The sequence below is a fragment of the Paenibacillus sp. JJ-223 genome (assembly GCF_927798175.1).
GTDB classification, from domain to species: domain Bacteria; phylum Bacillota; class Bacilli; order Paenibacillales; family Paenibacillaceae; genus Paenibacillus; species Paenibacillus hubeiensis.
The window spans coordinates 161,372-178,343 of the sequence record NZ_CAKMMP010000006.1 but is presented as its reverse complement, the minus strand read 5'-3'; the positions used below and the strand labels follow the sequence as shown (position 1 = coordinate 178,343).

Sequence of the window (16,972 nt, the reverse complement as noted above, 5' to 3'; positions counted from 1 at the left end):
TGGATTGCATTGCCTGCTTTCCCTTATTCCATCGTCCAGCCATCCATTATTTCAGTCCGCACCGCGCTTATCCGGGCACAGAGCCGGCGTTTGCGGAACCGTATCGTTCCACCTCCAACGATGCCAGCAGATAGGGAGCTACGCCCATCGGTGTATCGGCAACGACCTGTTCCGAAATGTAATAATCATAGGAGCCGTTGCGATCCTTGCTTAACCCGGCCCCATTGCAGATCGAATGCAAGTGCAGTCCTTGTTCGTCCTCTGACACCAGATGTGTTCCAATGCCTTCATAACCGCGCAGCATGCCTGCGGCAAAAGACTTCTCCAAATACCCCAGCCTGATGCCTTTGGCTAGTGCATAGACGAACATGCAGGAACCTGAGGCTTCCACATAGTTGCCAGGGCGCTTCGCTTCATCCAGCACCTGGTACCACAGCCCCGTGGCTTCGTCCTGGACGCGCAGCAAGGCATGGCACATGCGGTGGAAGATGCCTACCAGCGTGCCGCGCCGCGGATGAGTGACCGGGAAATGCTCCAGGCTGTCCACGAGCGCCATCGCATACCATCCCATGGCCCGGCTCCAGAAGTGCGACGACAGGCCTGTCAACGAATCGGCCCACTCCTGTTCCCGCGATTCGTCCCATCCATGGTAAAGCAGGCCAGTCCGGGGATCGCGGGTTTTGCGCTCGATCAGCTCAAGCTGGTGAGCAACCTCATCCATCAGCTCGGGACGGGCAAACACCTTCGCATATTCCGCCAGAAACGGGGATGCCATGTATAAGCCGTCCAGCCACATTTGAAAGGGATACACTTTTTTGTGCCAGAAGCCGCCTTCCGACGTCCGGGGCTGACTGATCAACTGATTTGCCAGCAAATGGGCAGCCTTCGCATAACGTTCGTCCCCCGTCTGCCGGAGGAGCGGAAACAGGTTTTTGCCCTGATTGATCTGATCGAGATTGTACTCTTCCAACGAATACGTGCGAATCGATCCATCCTCGTTTACAAAAGCGTCCATATGCCTTTTTACAAAGCGAACATATTCGGCCGCTCCAAGCTGCTCGCCTGCACGTCCCATGGCCATGAGCAGCATGCCGGGCACATAAGCCCATCGTTTCAATATATATTCATGTTCTCCCCGATCATTACACTGTCCCAGAATCATTTCTGCAATGGTTCGTGCGCGGCTTGCCTGTGCTGTTTTCACGTGATCCATTCCGTGTTCCTCCTGTCATTAGTTCTCCTTCCCCTGCGGGTCCAACGCGTGAGCATTGTTCGACCGGGTAATGCTCGCGGATTCTAATCCAGCCCCTCGTATTCGAACCAGCCGAAGTCAGCGAATGCATCATCCCTTCCAGCGCTCTCCAATGCCTCGTTTCCGGTCGAGTCTGTGCCCGGCTGCGTGCAAGCATACAGGCCGATGTACGTGCCCGTAAATCCCCCGGCCCGGTCCGTGCTGAGCAGCCTGCCGTCTGCGTGTTCGCACAAAGGCGTCCATTCCGCCGAGTCATGCTCGCGATAGTCGAAACGGTAATCCTGATGATGTGCTTCTACCTTCAGTTGGATGCGATCGGCTGCCCATGCTGCCGCAGCCAGCCGTCTCTCCCGTCCGCCTTGGCGCTCCATCAGGCGTAGTACACGCTCGCCCCGCTCCAAGGCGATCTCGCATCGAAAATGATGATCCCCGTTATGGAACAGCGCTAGCCCCGCCGTTTCGCCTTCATGCCCGGGCTTAAACTCCAACTGCACGGCTGCCCTGAAGCTCAGATGCTGCTGGCGGCGTCCGACGAAGGCCGGATTGCCCTGTCCGGAAAGCGTTTCTTGCTTCAGCCTCAACCGCAGATAACCGGGACGTTCGGCAAGGCTCCAAAAGTCGCCGCGCGGGGTGCGGAGAAAGTTCCAGACCGGGGAAAGACCGCTTCCATCGAACTCGTCCCGGACGGGATCGGCGGGCCAGACCGTTTCCGGCAAATCCGGCGCCTGGACCTCCAGTTCCAGCCTGCCCGCACCCGGGCTGACGACAGGCCATTCCTGTTCCCACACTACCGGAGCCAGAAACGTTTCCCTGCCCAGATTGCGGTAATATCCACCCGCCGTTCGGGAAGCAAGACAGAACATCCACCAATCGCCATGCTGCGTCTGGACCAATTCGCCATGGCCCACGTTGACGATGGGATACTCCCGGCCGAGATGCCGATGGGTCAGGATCGGGTTAGCCTTGTGGCCTTCATATGGACCGCGCACGCTGCGGCTGCGGGCAATCGTTACCGCGTGCGTATGCCCTGTTCCGCCTTCAGCGATCAAGAGATAGTACCAATCCCCGATGCGGTACAAGTGCGGCCCTTCCTGAGCATGCGCGACTTTGAGCGCGCCTTGCCAGATGCTTTCTTTTTCGCCGATCAGCCGTCCTTGTTTCAGGTCAATTTCCTGCAGCCAAATATCCATATGTTTGGGATGGTCCTGCCCTTCCGGCGGGACGCGATTGCCCGTATAATATGCACGGCCGTCCTCATCGAAGAAGAGTGAGGGATCGATGCCCGGTGCGTCCTCCAGCCAAATGGGGTCCGACCAGTCGCCGGCCGGGTCCCTGGTTGTGACGTAAAAGTTATGTTCTTTTTTGTCGTTGTCGACATAAGTCGTGATCATGTAAAATACGCCATCATGATACCGGATCGTGGGAGCCCAGATGCCTCGCGAAGGCAGGATGCCGTCCAGATTGAGCTGGGAGGCGCGGTCGAGCACATGCCCAAGCTGCCGCCAGTGAACCAGATCCTTGCTGTGGAACAGCGGCACGCCCGGAAAATATTCGAAACTGGATGTCACCAGATAATAGTCATCGCCTACGCGAATGGCCGACGGGTCGGGATAAAATCCGGGCAGTACCGGGTTTTGAAACGTTCTCAACATAACTCTCCTCCAGTTCGTCGTATGGAAACACGCCCATTATAGTGGATTGAGAGGTCGTTTTTTTAATCGTTCCATGTGCATTTCGCCTTTTCTTCATCTTTTTTGCTCTTATGAGGGATGCCCCGGCCCACCCTGAATCCAAAAAAAAGAAACCATCCTGCATTTACGGATGATTTCTTATCGTTGCAAAAATGGATGCTAACGTGGTTCTCCATTATTGTCAGCTTACTTAAACTCTTCCGGACCGACATCCATCGCAAAGGTACCATCAGCATACAATAACGGACTGCGTTCAACGTTTTTGCGAGAGTATTGCTCTACGTGTGAGACGCGCATTTGCTTAGAATCGGTAAAATCGATGTGAGCAATCGCTACCCAATATGAAAGATGGCTTTTCTGGTGCAGCGGCGTGGTCACAACTTGCCCCTGATGATTGTCGACCACTGCTCGGACCTTCATGGATTTGAAACTTCCAATCCCGTTGCTGAGCGCGCTGTATGCCGCAAACAGAATGTATTTCAATGCCTCGGGGCGATGGATGACGATGGTTTCTTTGCCATGGGATAATGCATCCCCGTATAACTGTATGTAGGGTTGTTCAAGAGCGGATCCCAGGTTGCGATAATAAATTTTTCCGATCTCGTTGTCCTTCGTCACATAGAAGCAATAGAGATCCAGATCCTTGTCTTTTTTCCATTCTAACGTGGCGGTAACTTTTTCAGACTTCTTAATGTTGATGCTTTCTTGCTTTTTAAGGTCCAGCTTCAATGGCATGGGCGGTTCTTCTATTGCGGCAGCAGCTTCTTCGGCGGCATCCTCCAGCGCAAGGCCGTAATTGGTGACGAGTGCGGCAAGTCCGCCATGAAACCCGCTCCCGACGGCATTGAATTTCCAGTCCCCGTTATGAATGTACAGTTCGCCCACAACGATGGCCGTTTCCAGATTCAATCCGTCTCCGAAATGAAATGTAGCGATTTGTTCGCCATTGGAAGGATCATAAATCAGGCATGAGGCGTCCCGGACCATGGAAAAATTTTTTCCGTTGATTTCTCCTTCATGGATCGTCAGCGTGATTCCGATTTTATCGATGTCGGGCGGGATTTTGCCAAACGAAATATGAATGCATTCCATCTGCCCGTCTCCACCGAAACTATGCCTAACGGCTCCTTGCCTGCCCGATTGTTGGTTATAGAAAATCATATCATCGTCTCTCGTGCATCTCCCTTCATGATTAAGAAGAAACGCAGAAGCGTTGATATCGATGGATGGTCCCGACGTATGCCACGTAAGCCCAATCGCCAATTCAGGAAATATCCTGCCTTTAGTAAGTTCCACTTTTTGTCCTTTTTGCACAATCATAAACGCTCCTCCTCTTCCAGACACAACTCCAAAAATGCAAACAATCCGGATGCCTCCACCGCACGCCTGCCCCAATCATGCCAAAAGTAAAGCACCTGCCCCGCCTGCCCACGTTCTGACGGGTCCATGTCAAGACACAAGTAATCCCCGCCGCCGTTGCTGGCAATCGGAATCCATTTCGGATTCCAAGCCATCGGTTTGATTTCGGCATCGGCCTCCGGTTCCATTTCATCCGGTTCGAACTCCTCCTGCAGGAAACGCCAATTCTCCAGCACCTCCGCTAGCGGGGACAGGGTCAGGTTGCAGACGAAACACTCCGTCCCGATCTCCCACACCTGTCCATTGTGCACGCGATAGAGGTCCTTCATTTCTTCAGGCAGGGAGAAGCCGAGTCCGGTCTCGACATCGCGAAACTCCTCTTCGCTTGCACCCTGCTGCAAACCCAACGCCTCCCTGAAATCCGGACGCTCGTTTGCTCCTTTCGCAAATATGCGCTGCCACAACGTTTCTGCTTTGCTGACCATTCGGCTTCATCCTCTCCCCGTAAGATTCCCGGCATGCTGCCGGAGCAGATTACATTTCTTTTAAAACGCCTTTGACCAAACCGATAAACGTCGTTTTCACCTGCGCAGCCACTTCGATGACCTCATCGTGGCTCAGCGGCTGGTCCAAAATGCCGCACGCCATGTTGGTCAGGCAGGAAATGCCAAGCACTTTCATGCCACCATGGATCGCCACGATTGCTTCCGGAACGGTGGACATGCCGACGGCATCCGCGCCCAGCGTGCGAATCATGCGAATCTCGGCCGGCGTTTCGTAGGCTGGTCCTGTCCACCACGCATACACGCCTTGCTGCAGGCTGATATTTTGTTCCTCGGCGACCCGCAATGCCAGATGGCGCAGTTCACTGCTGTACACCTCGGACATGTCGGGGAATCGAACGCCAAGCTCATCATTGTTCGGGCCGATGAGCGGATTGTTGGCCACCAAATTGATATGGTCCGTAAGCAGCATCAGTTGACCTGGCGCAAAGCCGGTGTTCACCGCGCCGCAAGCGTTGGTAACGATCAGCTTTTCCACGCCCAGCGCCTTCATGATGCGAACCGGGAACGTCACTTCATCCAGCGTAAATCCTTCATAATAGTGAAGGCGCCCTTTCATCGCAACAACCGTTTTGCCCTGCAGCTCACCGATCACGAGTTCGTTCGCATGGCCAACGGCTTCGGATTGCGCAAAATGCGGAATGCTTGCATACGGAATCACCGTTGCATTTTCGATCTCGTCCGCCAGCGCCCCAAGGCCTGAGCCCAAAATCATGCCGACAACAGGTCGGCTTGCGCCGATTTTGCCCAATATGTAATCTCTCGCTTCATGAATATGTGATGTTTGATGCATGGATATGTCCTCCCGAATGTATGGAATTAGAGTAGGCGAAACAGCACTGCATGATCCAGTGTAAGCTACCGAACCATCCGATGCAAACGAAAGGCTGACATAAAAGGCAAAGACAAAGGCCGCTCGGCCCCTTACGACTGGAGCAGCTCGAAATACGGGATGACAGTGCGTCGAAATCCGGAGCTTCGCCCACATTCTCGTGAAACTGCATGCCAATGGAGTAAGCCTCATCTTGTCCCCACTGTACACAAAAAAAAGACTCTCTGTCGAGAGTCGGCATTCATATATTCCGTACAAACGAATGTAAACGAAGCTGATCCGTCCTTCGGCTTTAATCCACCGTCATGATCGAAGCCCCGTAATCTTCAATATGAACCTTCGCGCTAAACGTAACGGGAATCGCAACAAACTCTCGGTCCCAGTCGTCCTTGAGCTGTTCCCACAGGGCGGGATGCTGAATCCGTACGGTTTTGCCGAAGCCGGCTGCTTCCGCCCGCAGCGATTTCATTTTGGCGACGGCCTGCTGTGCCAGCGCGATCACCCGCTCCTCCACGATATCGGCTTGTTTGGCGAGCAATGCATTGTTCCCCTTATTCTCTTTGTTCACAAAACTTTCCGAGATTCGACCGGTCGACGTTAACGTGACATGAAACGAAAGCTCGTCTCCCCGAACGTTGGCTTTGATTTCGCTTTTGGCAGACTTGATTTCGTAGGTGAAATTTCGCTGTGAACCCGGCTCCGCGACTCTCACGATGCCTCCGGCCAGATCGCCGGTGATCCACTGCAGCCCCTCCACATCGATTTCGCTTAAATGACCGCCGTATTCCCGCGTTTTACCACGGATTATGCCCGCACCGGACAGCTTGACACCTTGTTTCGTGACGATGACATTGGGCAAGATGAAGCTTGAACCCGACTTCAAGGGACCGATGACTTTGGCGAGCGAAACCGGTTTGACCATACGGGCGCTGCGGGATCGGTTGTTGAACAGGTCCTTAAGCATGAAGGCCGGCGTCTGTCCGGAATGCGTTTCTTTAAACGCATCGCTGGCCATTCCCGTGCTCGTAAAAAGCAGCAAGCTCAATCGAATATCGTTATCCGCCAGATAGAAGTCCAAGAGCTCATTCATGGGTACCTGCTCCAGCAGTTTCGAACCGATGACAATCGTTTTCAGATGAAAGCCTGCCGGAGACTGGTTGCTGAGATAACTTTCCCTGGTCATTTCCATGTTGGAATTTCCCGTCTCCTGTTCGTTGTAGAACGTTTTTCCCGGCGAAGCGGCACCGGAATTATCCCCCTTCTCAGGCAAAACAAACTGCACGGTTCGCCGGATGTATTGTTTGGAGTCATTGCTCTCCTTCCCCACTGCTGACGATGCGCCGTTCTCGTCCGGGGAAATCCAGTCCAGCGCAATCCCGGCCTCGAGATTGCGCTCCTCAATCGGTGAACTGCTCCAGCACCCCGCAAGCAGGATGCATCCTGTGAGCGCGCTGATCAGCAGCATGCCGAGACGTGCTTTTTTCATGAAAGTTTCGACCTCCAAACGGAAAGCAGGAGCAGGATGATCGGAAAACACGAAAAGAGGATCAAATTGGCTTTTCCAATAAAAGCGCCTACAGCAAATACTTCATTCATGTTTTGAGGCAGTTGGGACAACACACAGATGAAGGGCACGATCACATACAGACTCCATTTGTACGGCATTTTCGTGATCTGGGACAGCCCTAGAGCCGCACAGTAGAACACAATCGTGAACGTGGCGAAAATCTGGATGATCCAGATGGACAACAGCAGGGATTCGAAGCGTTCCAGCAACAGGTTCTCCACCTCCACGCTGCGCGCGAGATCAAAAAAGGGCCAGGTCCGCGTCAGGACGCCATCAATCGAAAATGCGCCGATACAAATGATCACCGCCGTCGTATAAAATACGACAGCCAACCCGATGCCCCAGCCGGCAATCAGCGTCGCTCTCTTTGGGTTTTGCATTCGGCACAATATGAACAACAGACATTCGCTCCCGCTGAAGGTCAGCGTGGTCGATCCCATGCCATGCAGGACAGGCATGAACCCTTTGGCGAGCACCGGTCGAAGATTGTCCACATCGAAAATATGAAAACCCAGCGAAAAAATCAGAATCAGGACGAAAGCGATGATCGGAAAGATCACTTGACACACTTTCCCGATCGTGGTAATTCCCTCCATACACAGGTACAGGGATGTCCATATAAACAAAGCCAAGATGGCCCAGCCTGGCGTTCCTTCCAGCAGAAAGAACGAAGTGACTTCTTCCATGGATCGCAGTTCGTAACTGGCCACATTGATGTAATACAGGATCAAGATCAATCCGATGCACTTGCCCACGAAAGAACCGGCAATTTCCTGCACGTATTCGTAAAAGGTCATTTCCGGAAAACGCTGGCTCAGCTTGATGATGATCCATGCGTTAACAAAGCTGCATGTTCCTCCGACAGCCACCGTCATCCAGGCATCGGGCGTGCCGACTGCCTCGGCCAATTCCCTCGGCAAGATCAGCAGCTCCGCGCCAATGATGAAACAAACAATCACACTCATGGCTTGTAACGTCGTTAGCTGGTTGGATTGAGGCAACCCGGCTGACATCGCTGCACCCCCTTCCTGGGTTAATCGCTGCGTTTCGGATCTTTCGTTTTCAATACGTTCGGCCGACTTTTCATGAATTGCAGCGGCACGCGGATTAAATAATCCTTCCAGTCTTTAAAAGACTGGGGTACCGCCATCGTCACGTAGGGAATGCCAAAGCTTTTGAGCTTCAGCATATGGATCGTCAAAAACAGAAAAGACATAATAACGCCATAGAGCCCAAAGATCGCGGCGCTGAACATGATCGGAAACCGCAGCAAGCGCATGGAGATGCCTGCGCTGTACATCGGCGTGGCAAACGACGAAATGGCCGTCACCGCCACGACAATGACCAGAATGGGGCTGACGATGCCAGCATTGACCGCAGCTTGCCCGATAATCAAACCGCCGACGATCCCCATCGCCGGACCAATCGGTTTGGGCAATCGCAAGCCTGCTTCCCGCAGCATTTCGATCGCTACTTCCATGATCATCGCTTCAATCAATGTGGAGAAGGGAACGCCCTGCCTGGTGCCGATAATGGAAACGACCAGCTTCGTCGGAATAAGGCCGGGATGAAACGAAATGAAGGAAATGTAAACTGCCGGAGCGAACAACGAGATTAACGTGGCTACAAAGCGAAGGATTCGAATCAGGGAACTGGGCAGCCACCGCTCATAATAGTCTTCGGGAGACTGCAGCATCATGCCGTAAGTTACGGGCATTAGCAATGCATATGGGGAGCCGTCGAGCAAAATGGCTACCCTGCCTTCCAACAAAGCCCCCATCACCCTGTCAGGACGCTCGGTACTTTGGATTTGCGCGAAGGGACTCAGAAAGTTGTCCTCGATCAGCTGCTCCACGTAACCTGCTTCCATCACTTCATCCACCTCGATGGTGCCGACGCGCCGCTTCACTTCTTCCACAAGCCCGGGGTTGGCAATATCCTTGAAATAGACGACCATCAGTTCTTTTTCAACCCGGGTCCCCACCTTGTAGGATATCATCGAGAGGCTGGCGCTCTCGCCATGCCTGCGAAGCATCGCCGTGTTGTCGCTCAGCACCTCCGTAAAACCGAGGCGTGGACCGCGAAGGACCGATTCGGAGACGGGCTCTTCAACCGAGCGGCTTTTTCCCCCGGAAATGCCAAGCACAATCCCGCCGGGAGCACCATCCACCAGCAGCATCACCGATCCGAACAAAACTTTGCGGAGCGCCTGCTTGACATCCGCAACCCATTCGATTTCTGCGATCGGCAGCAATTGCTGCATCAGAAAATCCTCCAGCGTCCGATCTGCTGCGAACCGTTCCGAATCCAATGGCGCGCTGCCCCAATCCAGCAGTGGTTTGATCACATTTTCGTCCAAACCGGACTTATCGGTCAGACCGTCAATGAAAAACAGAACCGCTTTCACGTTCAAATTTTGCAAATAGATTGTTTTTTCGTTGATGTCCTGCATGTCTCTGGCTGAAGCCCTGAACTTGCCCAGATTCAGCAGATGATCCATCGTAAAAGACAGCCTTTCTTCGCCAGCTTCCCCATCCCCCGTTTCGGTGTCCTGCCGGTCCGCATCGGAGTAAGCGGAAGGCTGTTTTTGTACCTCTTCCATCCTCTGTTTGCGCCTGCTGTGCCTTCCGTCCCAGGCCTGGATCTGTTGAAAGACCTGCCATATGAGCAAAGGAAACAATGTCAGCCATACTGCTTCCGCTATCATGTTCCATTTCGGCAGATGATGCATGATCGTTTGCCACATGGTCCATCCCCCGTTCCAAAACCTCCATATAGGTTGTAGAGTTTCCAAAAGATAATAAATCATGCAAAAAAAGAACAAAAGCGACGATTGGGTCTCATGCCCCAAATGACTTTTGTTCTTTCCGATTTAAAATATAACGATCCCGCCCGCTGCCGCAAGCAAAATGACGACGAACGGATGCAGCTTGTACTTGATGATCCCAAGCAGGCAGCCTGCACAGATGACGAGCATCCCCAGCGTCGTCCAGTCGAGCAGCGATCCGGTATTGCCGCCAATGCCAAAGTGAATGGCCGCGTAAATGATGAGTCCGGTCACGATTGGCCTAAGGCCATAAAAAGAGGAGCGGACCCACGTATTGTTCTGCAAACGCAGGAAAAACGCAGTGAAACAAATAACGATGGCAAGCGACGGCAAAATAATGCCGATCGTGGATACGATCGCTCCCGGGATCCCGCTCTCGGAATATCCGATCAGCGTGGCCGTATTGGTGGCAATCGAGCCTGGGGCCATGCCGGCCAAGGAAACGAGTTCTTGGAACCGTTCCGGTTCGATCCAACCCTTATCCATCACTTCCCGCTGAATAAGGGTAATTACCGCATATCCTCCGCCGAACGAGAGGGAGCCCACTTTTAAAAACAACCAAAATAATTCCCACAGCATGTAATCACCTTCAGATGTAATATTCGGGAAAATGAGGCTCCTGCTTGTTCTCGTTGTCCTCCTTCTCCGTTTGTGCCGCCATGCCGAGTGCACGTTTGACAAACACTACAAGCACGCCGATGATCGGACCACCGATAATCAGGTACAGCGAATGAACCTGGGTGAACAGCAGCACGGATACGCTTGCGGCGGTCAGCAGCAAAGTCGCGGCATCCATGATCGACCGTTTGCCCATCTTGAATGCAGCCACGATGATCAGCGCCACTATGGCTGCATGGATTCCTTTTAAAGCCGCCTGTACTTTGGGAACGTCCTGGAACATCATGCCAAGCAGGCTGAGGACAAATACGATGATAAACGTAGGCAGCGTAATCGCCGCAACGGCACCTATGGCGCCAATCACTCCTGCCATTCTATAACCGACAAACGCGGCCGAATTGACGGCGACGCCGCCCGGTGCCGAACCGGCCACCGATATCATGTCTGCCATTTCGGAGCGATCCAGCCATTTCTTTTTCTCGACGACCTCGCGCTCGATCGCAGCAATCATGGCATAACCGCCCCCAAAGGTAGAGGGACCCAGCTTCAGAAACACGGCACACAACTGGACAAGGAGGTTAAGGTTAATTTTGCGTTGTGTGTTCATATAACACCTTCCCGTTTCATGTTCAATAACTCTTATACTTCATTATAGCATGTTTATTCCATTTTGGAATAAAGTCATCAAAAAATATTAGCCTAAAAGTTATTCCCCCTTTCATAACCTGAAAAAATACCACATAATTCCACATCTTAATTCCATAATAGAATTAACTCAATTATTCCTATAACATTAGCTGGAAAACGTGACTTTCTTCCGTTATACTGAATTTATCTATCCCGACTCATTCACTTGGAAATGGAGCCGTATACTGATGCTTAAACGTTCCCATTCTTCAATTCATAAACAGATTTACGATCGGATCGCTTACCTTGGCACCGTCTCCAAAGCCGATCTGCTGGAATATTTCACGATTACGAGCAGCAGCATGACACGCATTTTGGAAGATATGCTGGGCCAAAAAAAGATCGTCGTTTCCGGATTGGGCAGCTCCACCGGAGGACGCAAGCCGATTCTGTTCCAAACCAACCCATCCTACGGCTATTTGCTTGGGCTGGATATATCGCGAATAAGCTCTTCGCTGGGGTTATATGACCTTCACCTCCAACCACTGGCCCTCTCTCGCTGGAAAATGGATCGTGATTTAACGCCGGAGCGCTTCGTGGAACTGGTAGTCCAAGAAACGCAAGCGATGCTGGAGAAACATCAGATTGCCGCAGAGCAGGTGCTCGGGCTCGGCATAGGTGCTGTCGGACCTCTGGATCCGAAGCAAGGCATTATCCTGCAGCCGGACTTTTTCCCGTCCGAAGCGTGGAACAACGTGCCGATCTGCCGTATGCTGGAGGAACAGCTTCATATTAAGGCACGGCTGGACAATGGGGCCAACACGGCTTTGCTTGCGGAGCATTGGGCGCTGCGAGACGATACCTGTGAACACATGTTATATGTGCACTCGGGGGTCAGTATCCGCTCGGCCATCATGTCCGGCGGCAAAATCCTGCGCGGTGCGGCGGATACCGAAGGGGCCATCGGACAGATGATTATTCAGACGGGCGGCAAAAGGCTGCGGGACAAAGGCAACTACGGCGCCCTGGAAGCCTACGTCTCCGTCCCGTCGCTGGAGGAGCGGGTAAGCGCTCAGCTCAAAATCGGCCGGGAAAGCGTCCTGTCCGGACTGCCGCCGGAGCAAATCCATTTCGCGGCATTGGCTGAAGCGCTTGAACAGAACGACGCTTTGGTCAAGGAGCTTTTTACGGAAACCGCCTCTTATCTGGGCATCGGGCTGGCCAACCTGATCAATACGGTTCATCCGGAATACGTCATTTTGGGTGGAGCTCTCGTCAACGCGCATCCGCTGGTCTACGAGACGGCCATTCAGATTGCCCGCAAAAACATCTATCATTATCCCGAGTACGATCCGGTCTTCTCTCAAGGGGAGCTGCGGGACGAAGGCGTGGTCACCGGCGCGGCGCTGATGATTTTGCAGGAATGGGATGGATGACCATCTGCAAATCGTGCCAAACACATGCCAAAAAACAAACCTCTGAACGATCGCGAACCGCGAGAACAGAGGTTTGTTTTCGTATGCCACAGCCTGAAAACGACAATCGGCGTGACCAAAAAAGCACCCTATACGGGTGCTTGCATTAGCTTCTGGAAGCCTCAGCCGCGTTGTTCATCATCCGCGTCCGCAGCGCAGCGGAATCCGGTATTGCCTGAGGAGCTGTCAGGCGTATTTTTGTTGCGTGCCGCGACCCTGTACCGGTTGCAATAGGAGTCATGGCATAGGTACGAGCCTCCACGCATGGATCGCGCATTTCCGCGGCTCACGCCGAGCGGATTGATGTTGGACGATTGGCGATGATAATGCGGATCGAACTCGTCCGCACACCATTCCCACACATTGCCTGCCACATTATACAATCCAAACCCGTTTGGCTCAAACGCATCTACCGGCGCGGTGCCGACATATCCATCCTCGGCATCATTGCTGATCGGAAACTTTCCTTGCCAAATGTTGCACATATGTTTGCCGTCCGGCGTCAACTCGTCTCCCCACGGATACCTCGCCTGATCCAAACCGCCGCGCGCAGCATATTCCCACTCCGCCTCTGTCGGCAGACGTTTTCCGGCCCATTTGCAATAAGCCAGCGCATCGTTCCATGATACATGAACGACGGGATGGTTCATGCGATCTTCCACATGGGAACCCTTTCCTTCGGGATGTTTCCAATCCGCACCCTCCACGATGTGCCACCACGGCGTCTGCATGACCATCGTGGCTCTGTTCTGCCTTTGTTCCGACGGTAGCAATAAATGAAACACAAAGGAGTTGCCGAACCGCTCGGCTTCCGTGACATAGTTGGTATCTTGGACAAAATCGGCAAACTGCGCATTCGTCACGGCATAACGATCGATGTAAAACGATGAGAGCGTGACTCCCCTGGCCGGTCCCTCTCCGTCCTGTTCGAAACCTTCCGTGCTGTCCGTTCCCATACGGAACGTTCCACCCTCCAACCGAATCATGCCTGGGCGCTCCGCTGCAGGTGCATTCTCTGTGTCGCTTTCCTGACAGCAAGCCTGTTTTAGGGTAATACGCTTCCCCGGCTTGATGTTGACCGCCGTTTTTCCGCGTCCCGGCGTGCAGCAAGAGGCCTGGTTACCGTCCCGTTCGTTGTGATCCATAAAACGTACCCCCTTCGATGGTCTTTGCTTTATTTAATTATATCATCTTAATTTCATTTTGGAAGAAAGTGTTGGGCTGCAACTATATAAACCCCATTAAGCAATCACACAAGGCACTGCGAGTGCAGTACCATCTTCCGATCACGACAAAGACATCTTCCGGTTCCACCCGAATGTAGGGGGATACCAAAAGATGCCGCCTGAATCGTCATCTTCAATTTTGGTTTGGGTACAGCAGCTTGGAAGCGGCTTGCCCCTGTTGGAACCTGCGTCCTCCTTTTATAACTTGTCTACCTGCAGCACGATAACCTGCTTCTCGGTGACGGCATAGCGAAGCCTTTCTTCAGTCAGCACGCCCAGCTTGATCAAGCTTTTGATCTTGTTTCCATCCGCCCTGGACGCGAGCCTCCACAGCTCAGGATCGGCAAGAGACGCATACAGCTTGTTGTCATCGTATTCCTTGCGGTGCTGCAGCACCGTTTTGATGGAAAATCCCCCAATGCACGTCTCGTACACTCCTTGCCCTTCGCAGTATGCGACGATTTCGTCGCGCAGTACGGCCAAGCGCTGCTCAATCTCCTTTTGCTGCCGTTTCAATTCGAAATACTCCGTAACCTTTTGTTCCATGGTCCCGCCTCCTTATAGCTTAATTCATATGCAAAGAGGCGAAGATTAGGACTTGCATCCTGAAGATTGTCCGCTGATGCCCTTGTGAGGATGCATGCCCGGATGCATGTGGTGCGCCGCTTCATGATTAAAGTAAGATGGTCAGCCACATGTCATGCAAAAAAAACATTCTTGCCACGTATTCGTGACAAGAATGTTCTCTGCGAAAAGTACATCGGCAAGAGGTTACTGTCGATGTCGTCCAAGCCGACAAAACTTCTCCACCCGCATTACTTCTCGGGATAAGGGTTAATCATGCGAATGGTGCCATCCGGATTGTACGCCAACTCGGCAAATTTCACGCAGCGCTTGTAGTCGACGCCGCCGGAAAGGGAGCAATCGTGATAGAACAGATACCACTTTTCCCGGAATTGTACAATGGAATGATGCGTTGTCCAGCCTATGACGGGCGGCAAAATGGTGCCTTGGAATGTAAACGGCCCCACCGGGCTGTCGCCGATGGCGTACACCAGTTTGTGCGTCGTTCCTGTAGAATAGGACAAATAATATTTGCCATTGTACTTGTGCATCCATGGTCCTTCAAAATATCGGCAATCCTCGTTGCCTGCGGTCAGCGGTTTGCCTTCCTGATCCACGATGACGATCTCCTGCGCCTCCGAAGCCAGCGATAGCATATCATCGCTCAGTTTGGCCACTCTTGGTCCGAGGGCGGGAGCATCCGGGGCAGGACCTTCCGCATGTTCCACGTAGCTTCCTGTCTGCCATTTCTCCAACTGTCCGCCCCATAGCCCGCCAAAGAACATGTAGGCCTGATCGTCCTCGTCGACGAACACAGCGGGGTCAATGCTGAAGCTGCCTTGAATGTACTGCTCCTCCGGCTTGAACGGGCCTGCCGGAGACGACGATGTAGCCACACCGATGCGGAAAATGCCATCATGGTCCCGCGCAGGGAAAAACAAATAATAAGTGCCGTTTCTGAACGCGGCATCCGGTGCCCACATCTGGCTGGATGCCCAAGGGACATCCTTCACATGCAGCGCCTCGCCATGATCCGTCACGGGTGAATCCATGTCCGTCATGGACAGCACATGATAATCCTCCATCTTGTACTGGTCCCCGTTGTCATTCACTGGACCATCATGGTCGAGATCATGGGAGGGATAGATATAGATGCGATCCTCGAACACATGCGCCGACGGATCGGCAGTAAAGATATGGGTTACTAAAGGTTGATGCGGTTTAGGCAATTCGGACATGCAAATGGCTCCTTCCAAAAGATATGCAACCGCGCCCAGCTTCTGGACGCGGCGACGGGTTCAACGATGACGGGTGATCCGTCTAGCTTCACTTGGGCGCGGCGATTTGCGCAACACGCTGATAGGCTTCCTTCGGACGATGCGACTCGTCGAACAGGAAAGGCCAGTTTTTCCGCCCTCGGACAGGGAAATCGTCAAGCCAGGTGTAATCGTCGGCTGCCCCCCAGAATGTCACGGCGCTGATATGTTCCTTATATTCGTAAAGCAGGCGGAAAATGGATTCGTATCGCTCGGCCTGCAACTCCAGCATCTCCTCCGTAGGATGAACCAGATCCGTGCGCCTGTCGTCAAAGCGGAATACCGAGACATCCAGTTCGGTAAGCTGAAGCTGCAGGCCAAGCTGCGCATATCGCTCAATCGCGGCGCGCATATCGTCCAGGCTCGGATCATACAGATTCCAATGCGCCTGCAGGCCGACGCCATGAATCGGCACGCCTTGATCCAGCAGCGAACGGACGAGCCGATAAATGCGCTCCCGCTTGTGCGGATTGGACTCGTTATAATCGTTATAGAACAAAAGCGCCTGCGGGTCTGCTTCATGGGCGAATTCGAACGCTTTGGCAATAAAGTCCTCTCCCGCGATATCCAACCATTTGGAAGGCCGCAGGAATGCATTTTCGTCGTTCGCATCATCCGAAATAACCTCGTTCACGACATCCCAACCATAGATAACGTCCTTATATCTGCCAACGACGGTTTGAATGTGTGCGCGCAATCGCTCCAGCAATACAGCACGTTCCACCAGCCCGCCAGCTTTGTTCTCGAACAGCCATTCGGGAGTCTGGTTATGCCAGACCAGCGTATGGCCGCGCAGCGCCATCCCATGCTCCCGGGCAAAGGCCGCGATGATATCCGCATCCTCGAATGTATACAGTTCCTCCTTTGGATGCACGCTGGAGAATTTCATTTCATTTTCCGCCGTCAGGCTGTTGAAGTGATATGCAAGCAGTGAACGCTGGCGTTCGATCGTGCCCGGATTCACTGCTGCTCCGATATGGAAAGCGTCCTTGTACAATTCCTTCAGTGGGGCCTCTGTTCGAAACGAAACCATCATTTCCCTCCTCGTTATTGCC

General features: G+C 53.1%; 15 protein-coding genes. 1 reads left to right on the top strand and 14 read right to left on the bottom strand.

The window, feature by feature from the left end; all coding sequences use genetic code 11:
* Positions 1-67: 67 nt before the first annotated feature.
* The 10 genes from L6H98_RS12925 to L6H98_RS12880 all read right to left on the bottom strand — a co-directional run bounded on the left by L6H98_RS12925 (position 68) and on the right by L6H98_RS12880 (position 11,316).
* The gene (locus L6H98_RS12925) at positions 68-1,213 is read right to left on the bottom strand and encodes a glycoside hydrolase family 88 protein (protein ID WP_236415608.1); all 1,146 of its coding nucleotides are present in this window, start codon (positions 1,211-1,213) and stop codon (positions 68-70) included.
* 83 nt (positions 1,214-1,296) lie between these two features.
* Positions 1,297-2,904, bottom strand: coding sequence for a glycoside hydrolase family 43 protein (locus L6H98_RS12920; protein WP_236415607.1), 1,608 nt, complete (start codon positions 2,902-2,904; stop codon positions 1,297-1,299).
* Positions 2,905-3,129: 225 nt separating this feature from the next.
* Complete coding sequence (locus tag L6H98_RS12915) at positions 3,130-4,263, bottom strand: TerD family protein (RefSeq protein WP_236415606.1); 1,134 nt, start codon at positions 4,261-4,263, stop codon at positions 3,130-3,132.
* Positions 4,260-4,787: an SMI1/KNR4 family protein gene (locus L6H98_RS12910; RefSeq protein WP_236415605.1), complete on the bottom strand. Its 528-nt coding sequence runs from the start codon at positions 4,785-4,787 to the stop codon at positions 4,260-4,262. The genes L6H98_RS12915 and L6H98_RS12910 overlap by 4 nt, the downstream gene beginning before the upstream one ends.
* 49 nt (positions 4,788-4,836) lie before the next feature.
* Positions 4,837-5,658 carry a purine-nucleoside phosphorylase gene (locus L6H98_RS12905; protein ID WP_236415604.1) on the bottom strand — a complete coding sequence of 274 codons (822 nt, stop codon included), beginning with the start codon at positions 5,656-5,658 and terminating at the stop codon, positions 4,837-4,839.
* Positions 5,659-5,989: 331 nt separating this feature from the next.
* Positions 5,990-7,183 carry a Ger(x)C family spore germination protein gene (locus L6H98_RS12900; RefSeq protein WP_236415601.1) on the bottom strand — a complete coding sequence of 398 codons (1,194 nt, stop codon included), beginning with the start codon at positions 7,181-7,183 and terminating at the stop codon, positions 5,990-5,992.
* Positions 7,180-8,277, bottom strand: coding sequence for a GerAB/ArcD/ProY family transporter (locus tag L6H98_RS12895; protein WP_236415599.1), 1,098 nt, complete (start codon positions 8,275-8,277; stop codon positions 7,180-7,182). The genes L6H98_RS12900 and L6H98_RS12895 overlap by 4 nt, the downstream gene beginning before the upstream one ends.
* A gap of 20 nt (positions 8,278-8,297) precedes the next feature.
* Positions 8,298-10,010, bottom strand: coding sequence for a spore germination protein (locus L6H98_RS12890; protein ID WP_236415598.1), 1,713 nt, complete (start codon positions 10,008-10,010; stop codon positions 8,298-8,300).
* 126 nt (positions 10,011-10,136) lie between these two features.
* Complete coding sequence (locus L6H98_RS12885; RefSeq protein ID WP_236415596.1) at positions 10,137-10,670, bottom strand: chromate transporter; 534 nt, start codon at positions 10,668-10,670, stop codon at positions 10,137-10,139.
* A 10-nt stretch (positions 10,671-10,680) separates the two neighbouring features.
* Entirely contained in the window at positions 10,681-11,316 is a 636-nt protein-coding gene (locus L6H98_RS12880; protein WP_236415594.1) for a chromate transporter, read from the bottom strand.
* A 268-nt stretch (positions 11,317-11,584) separates the two neighbouring features.
* Here L6H98_RS12880 and L6H98_RS12875 point away from each other — a divergent pair, with 268 nt between their 5' ends.
* Positions 11,585-12,772, top strand: a complete 1,188-nt coding sequence (locus L6H98_RS12875) for an ROK family protein (protein WP_236415592.1) — start codon at positions 11,585-11,587, stop codon at positions 12,770-12,772.
* Positions 12,773-12,933: 161 nt separating this feature from the next.
* Here the strand turns inward: L6H98_RS12875 and L6H98_RS12870 are convergent, their stop codons facing one another.
* The 4 genes from L6H98_RS12870 to L6H98_RS12855 all read right to left on the bottom strand — a co-directional run bounded on the left by L6H98_RS12870 (position 12,934) and on the right by L6H98_RS12855 (position 16,953).
* On the bottom strand, positions 12,934-13,956 hold the full coding sequence (locus L6H98_RS12870) for a formylglycine-generating enzyme family protein (RefSeq protein WP_236415589.1): 1,023 nt from the start codon (positions 13,954-13,956) through the stop codon (positions 12,934-12,936).
* Positions 13,957-14,235: 279 nt separating this feature from the next.
* On the bottom strand, positions 14,236-14,583 hold the full coding sequence (locus L6H98_RS12865; protein WP_236415587.1) for a hypothetical protein: 348 nt from the start codon (positions 14,581-14,583) through the stop codon (positions 14,236-14,238).
* Positions 14,584-14,852: 269 nt separating this feature from the next.
* Entirely contained in the window at positions 14,853-15,839 is a 987-nt protein-coding gene (locus L6H98_RS12860) for a glycoside hydrolase family 43 protein (protein ID WP_236415586.1), read from the bottom strand.
* A gap of 88 nt (positions 15,840-15,927) precedes the next feature.
* Positions 15,928-16,953, bottom strand: a complete 1,026-nt coding sequence (locus L6H98_RS12855) for an endo-1,4-beta-xylanase (RefSeq protein WP_236415585.1) — start codon at positions 16,951-16,953, stop codon at positions 15,928-15,930.
* Positions 16,954-16,972: the final 19 nt, after the last annotated feature.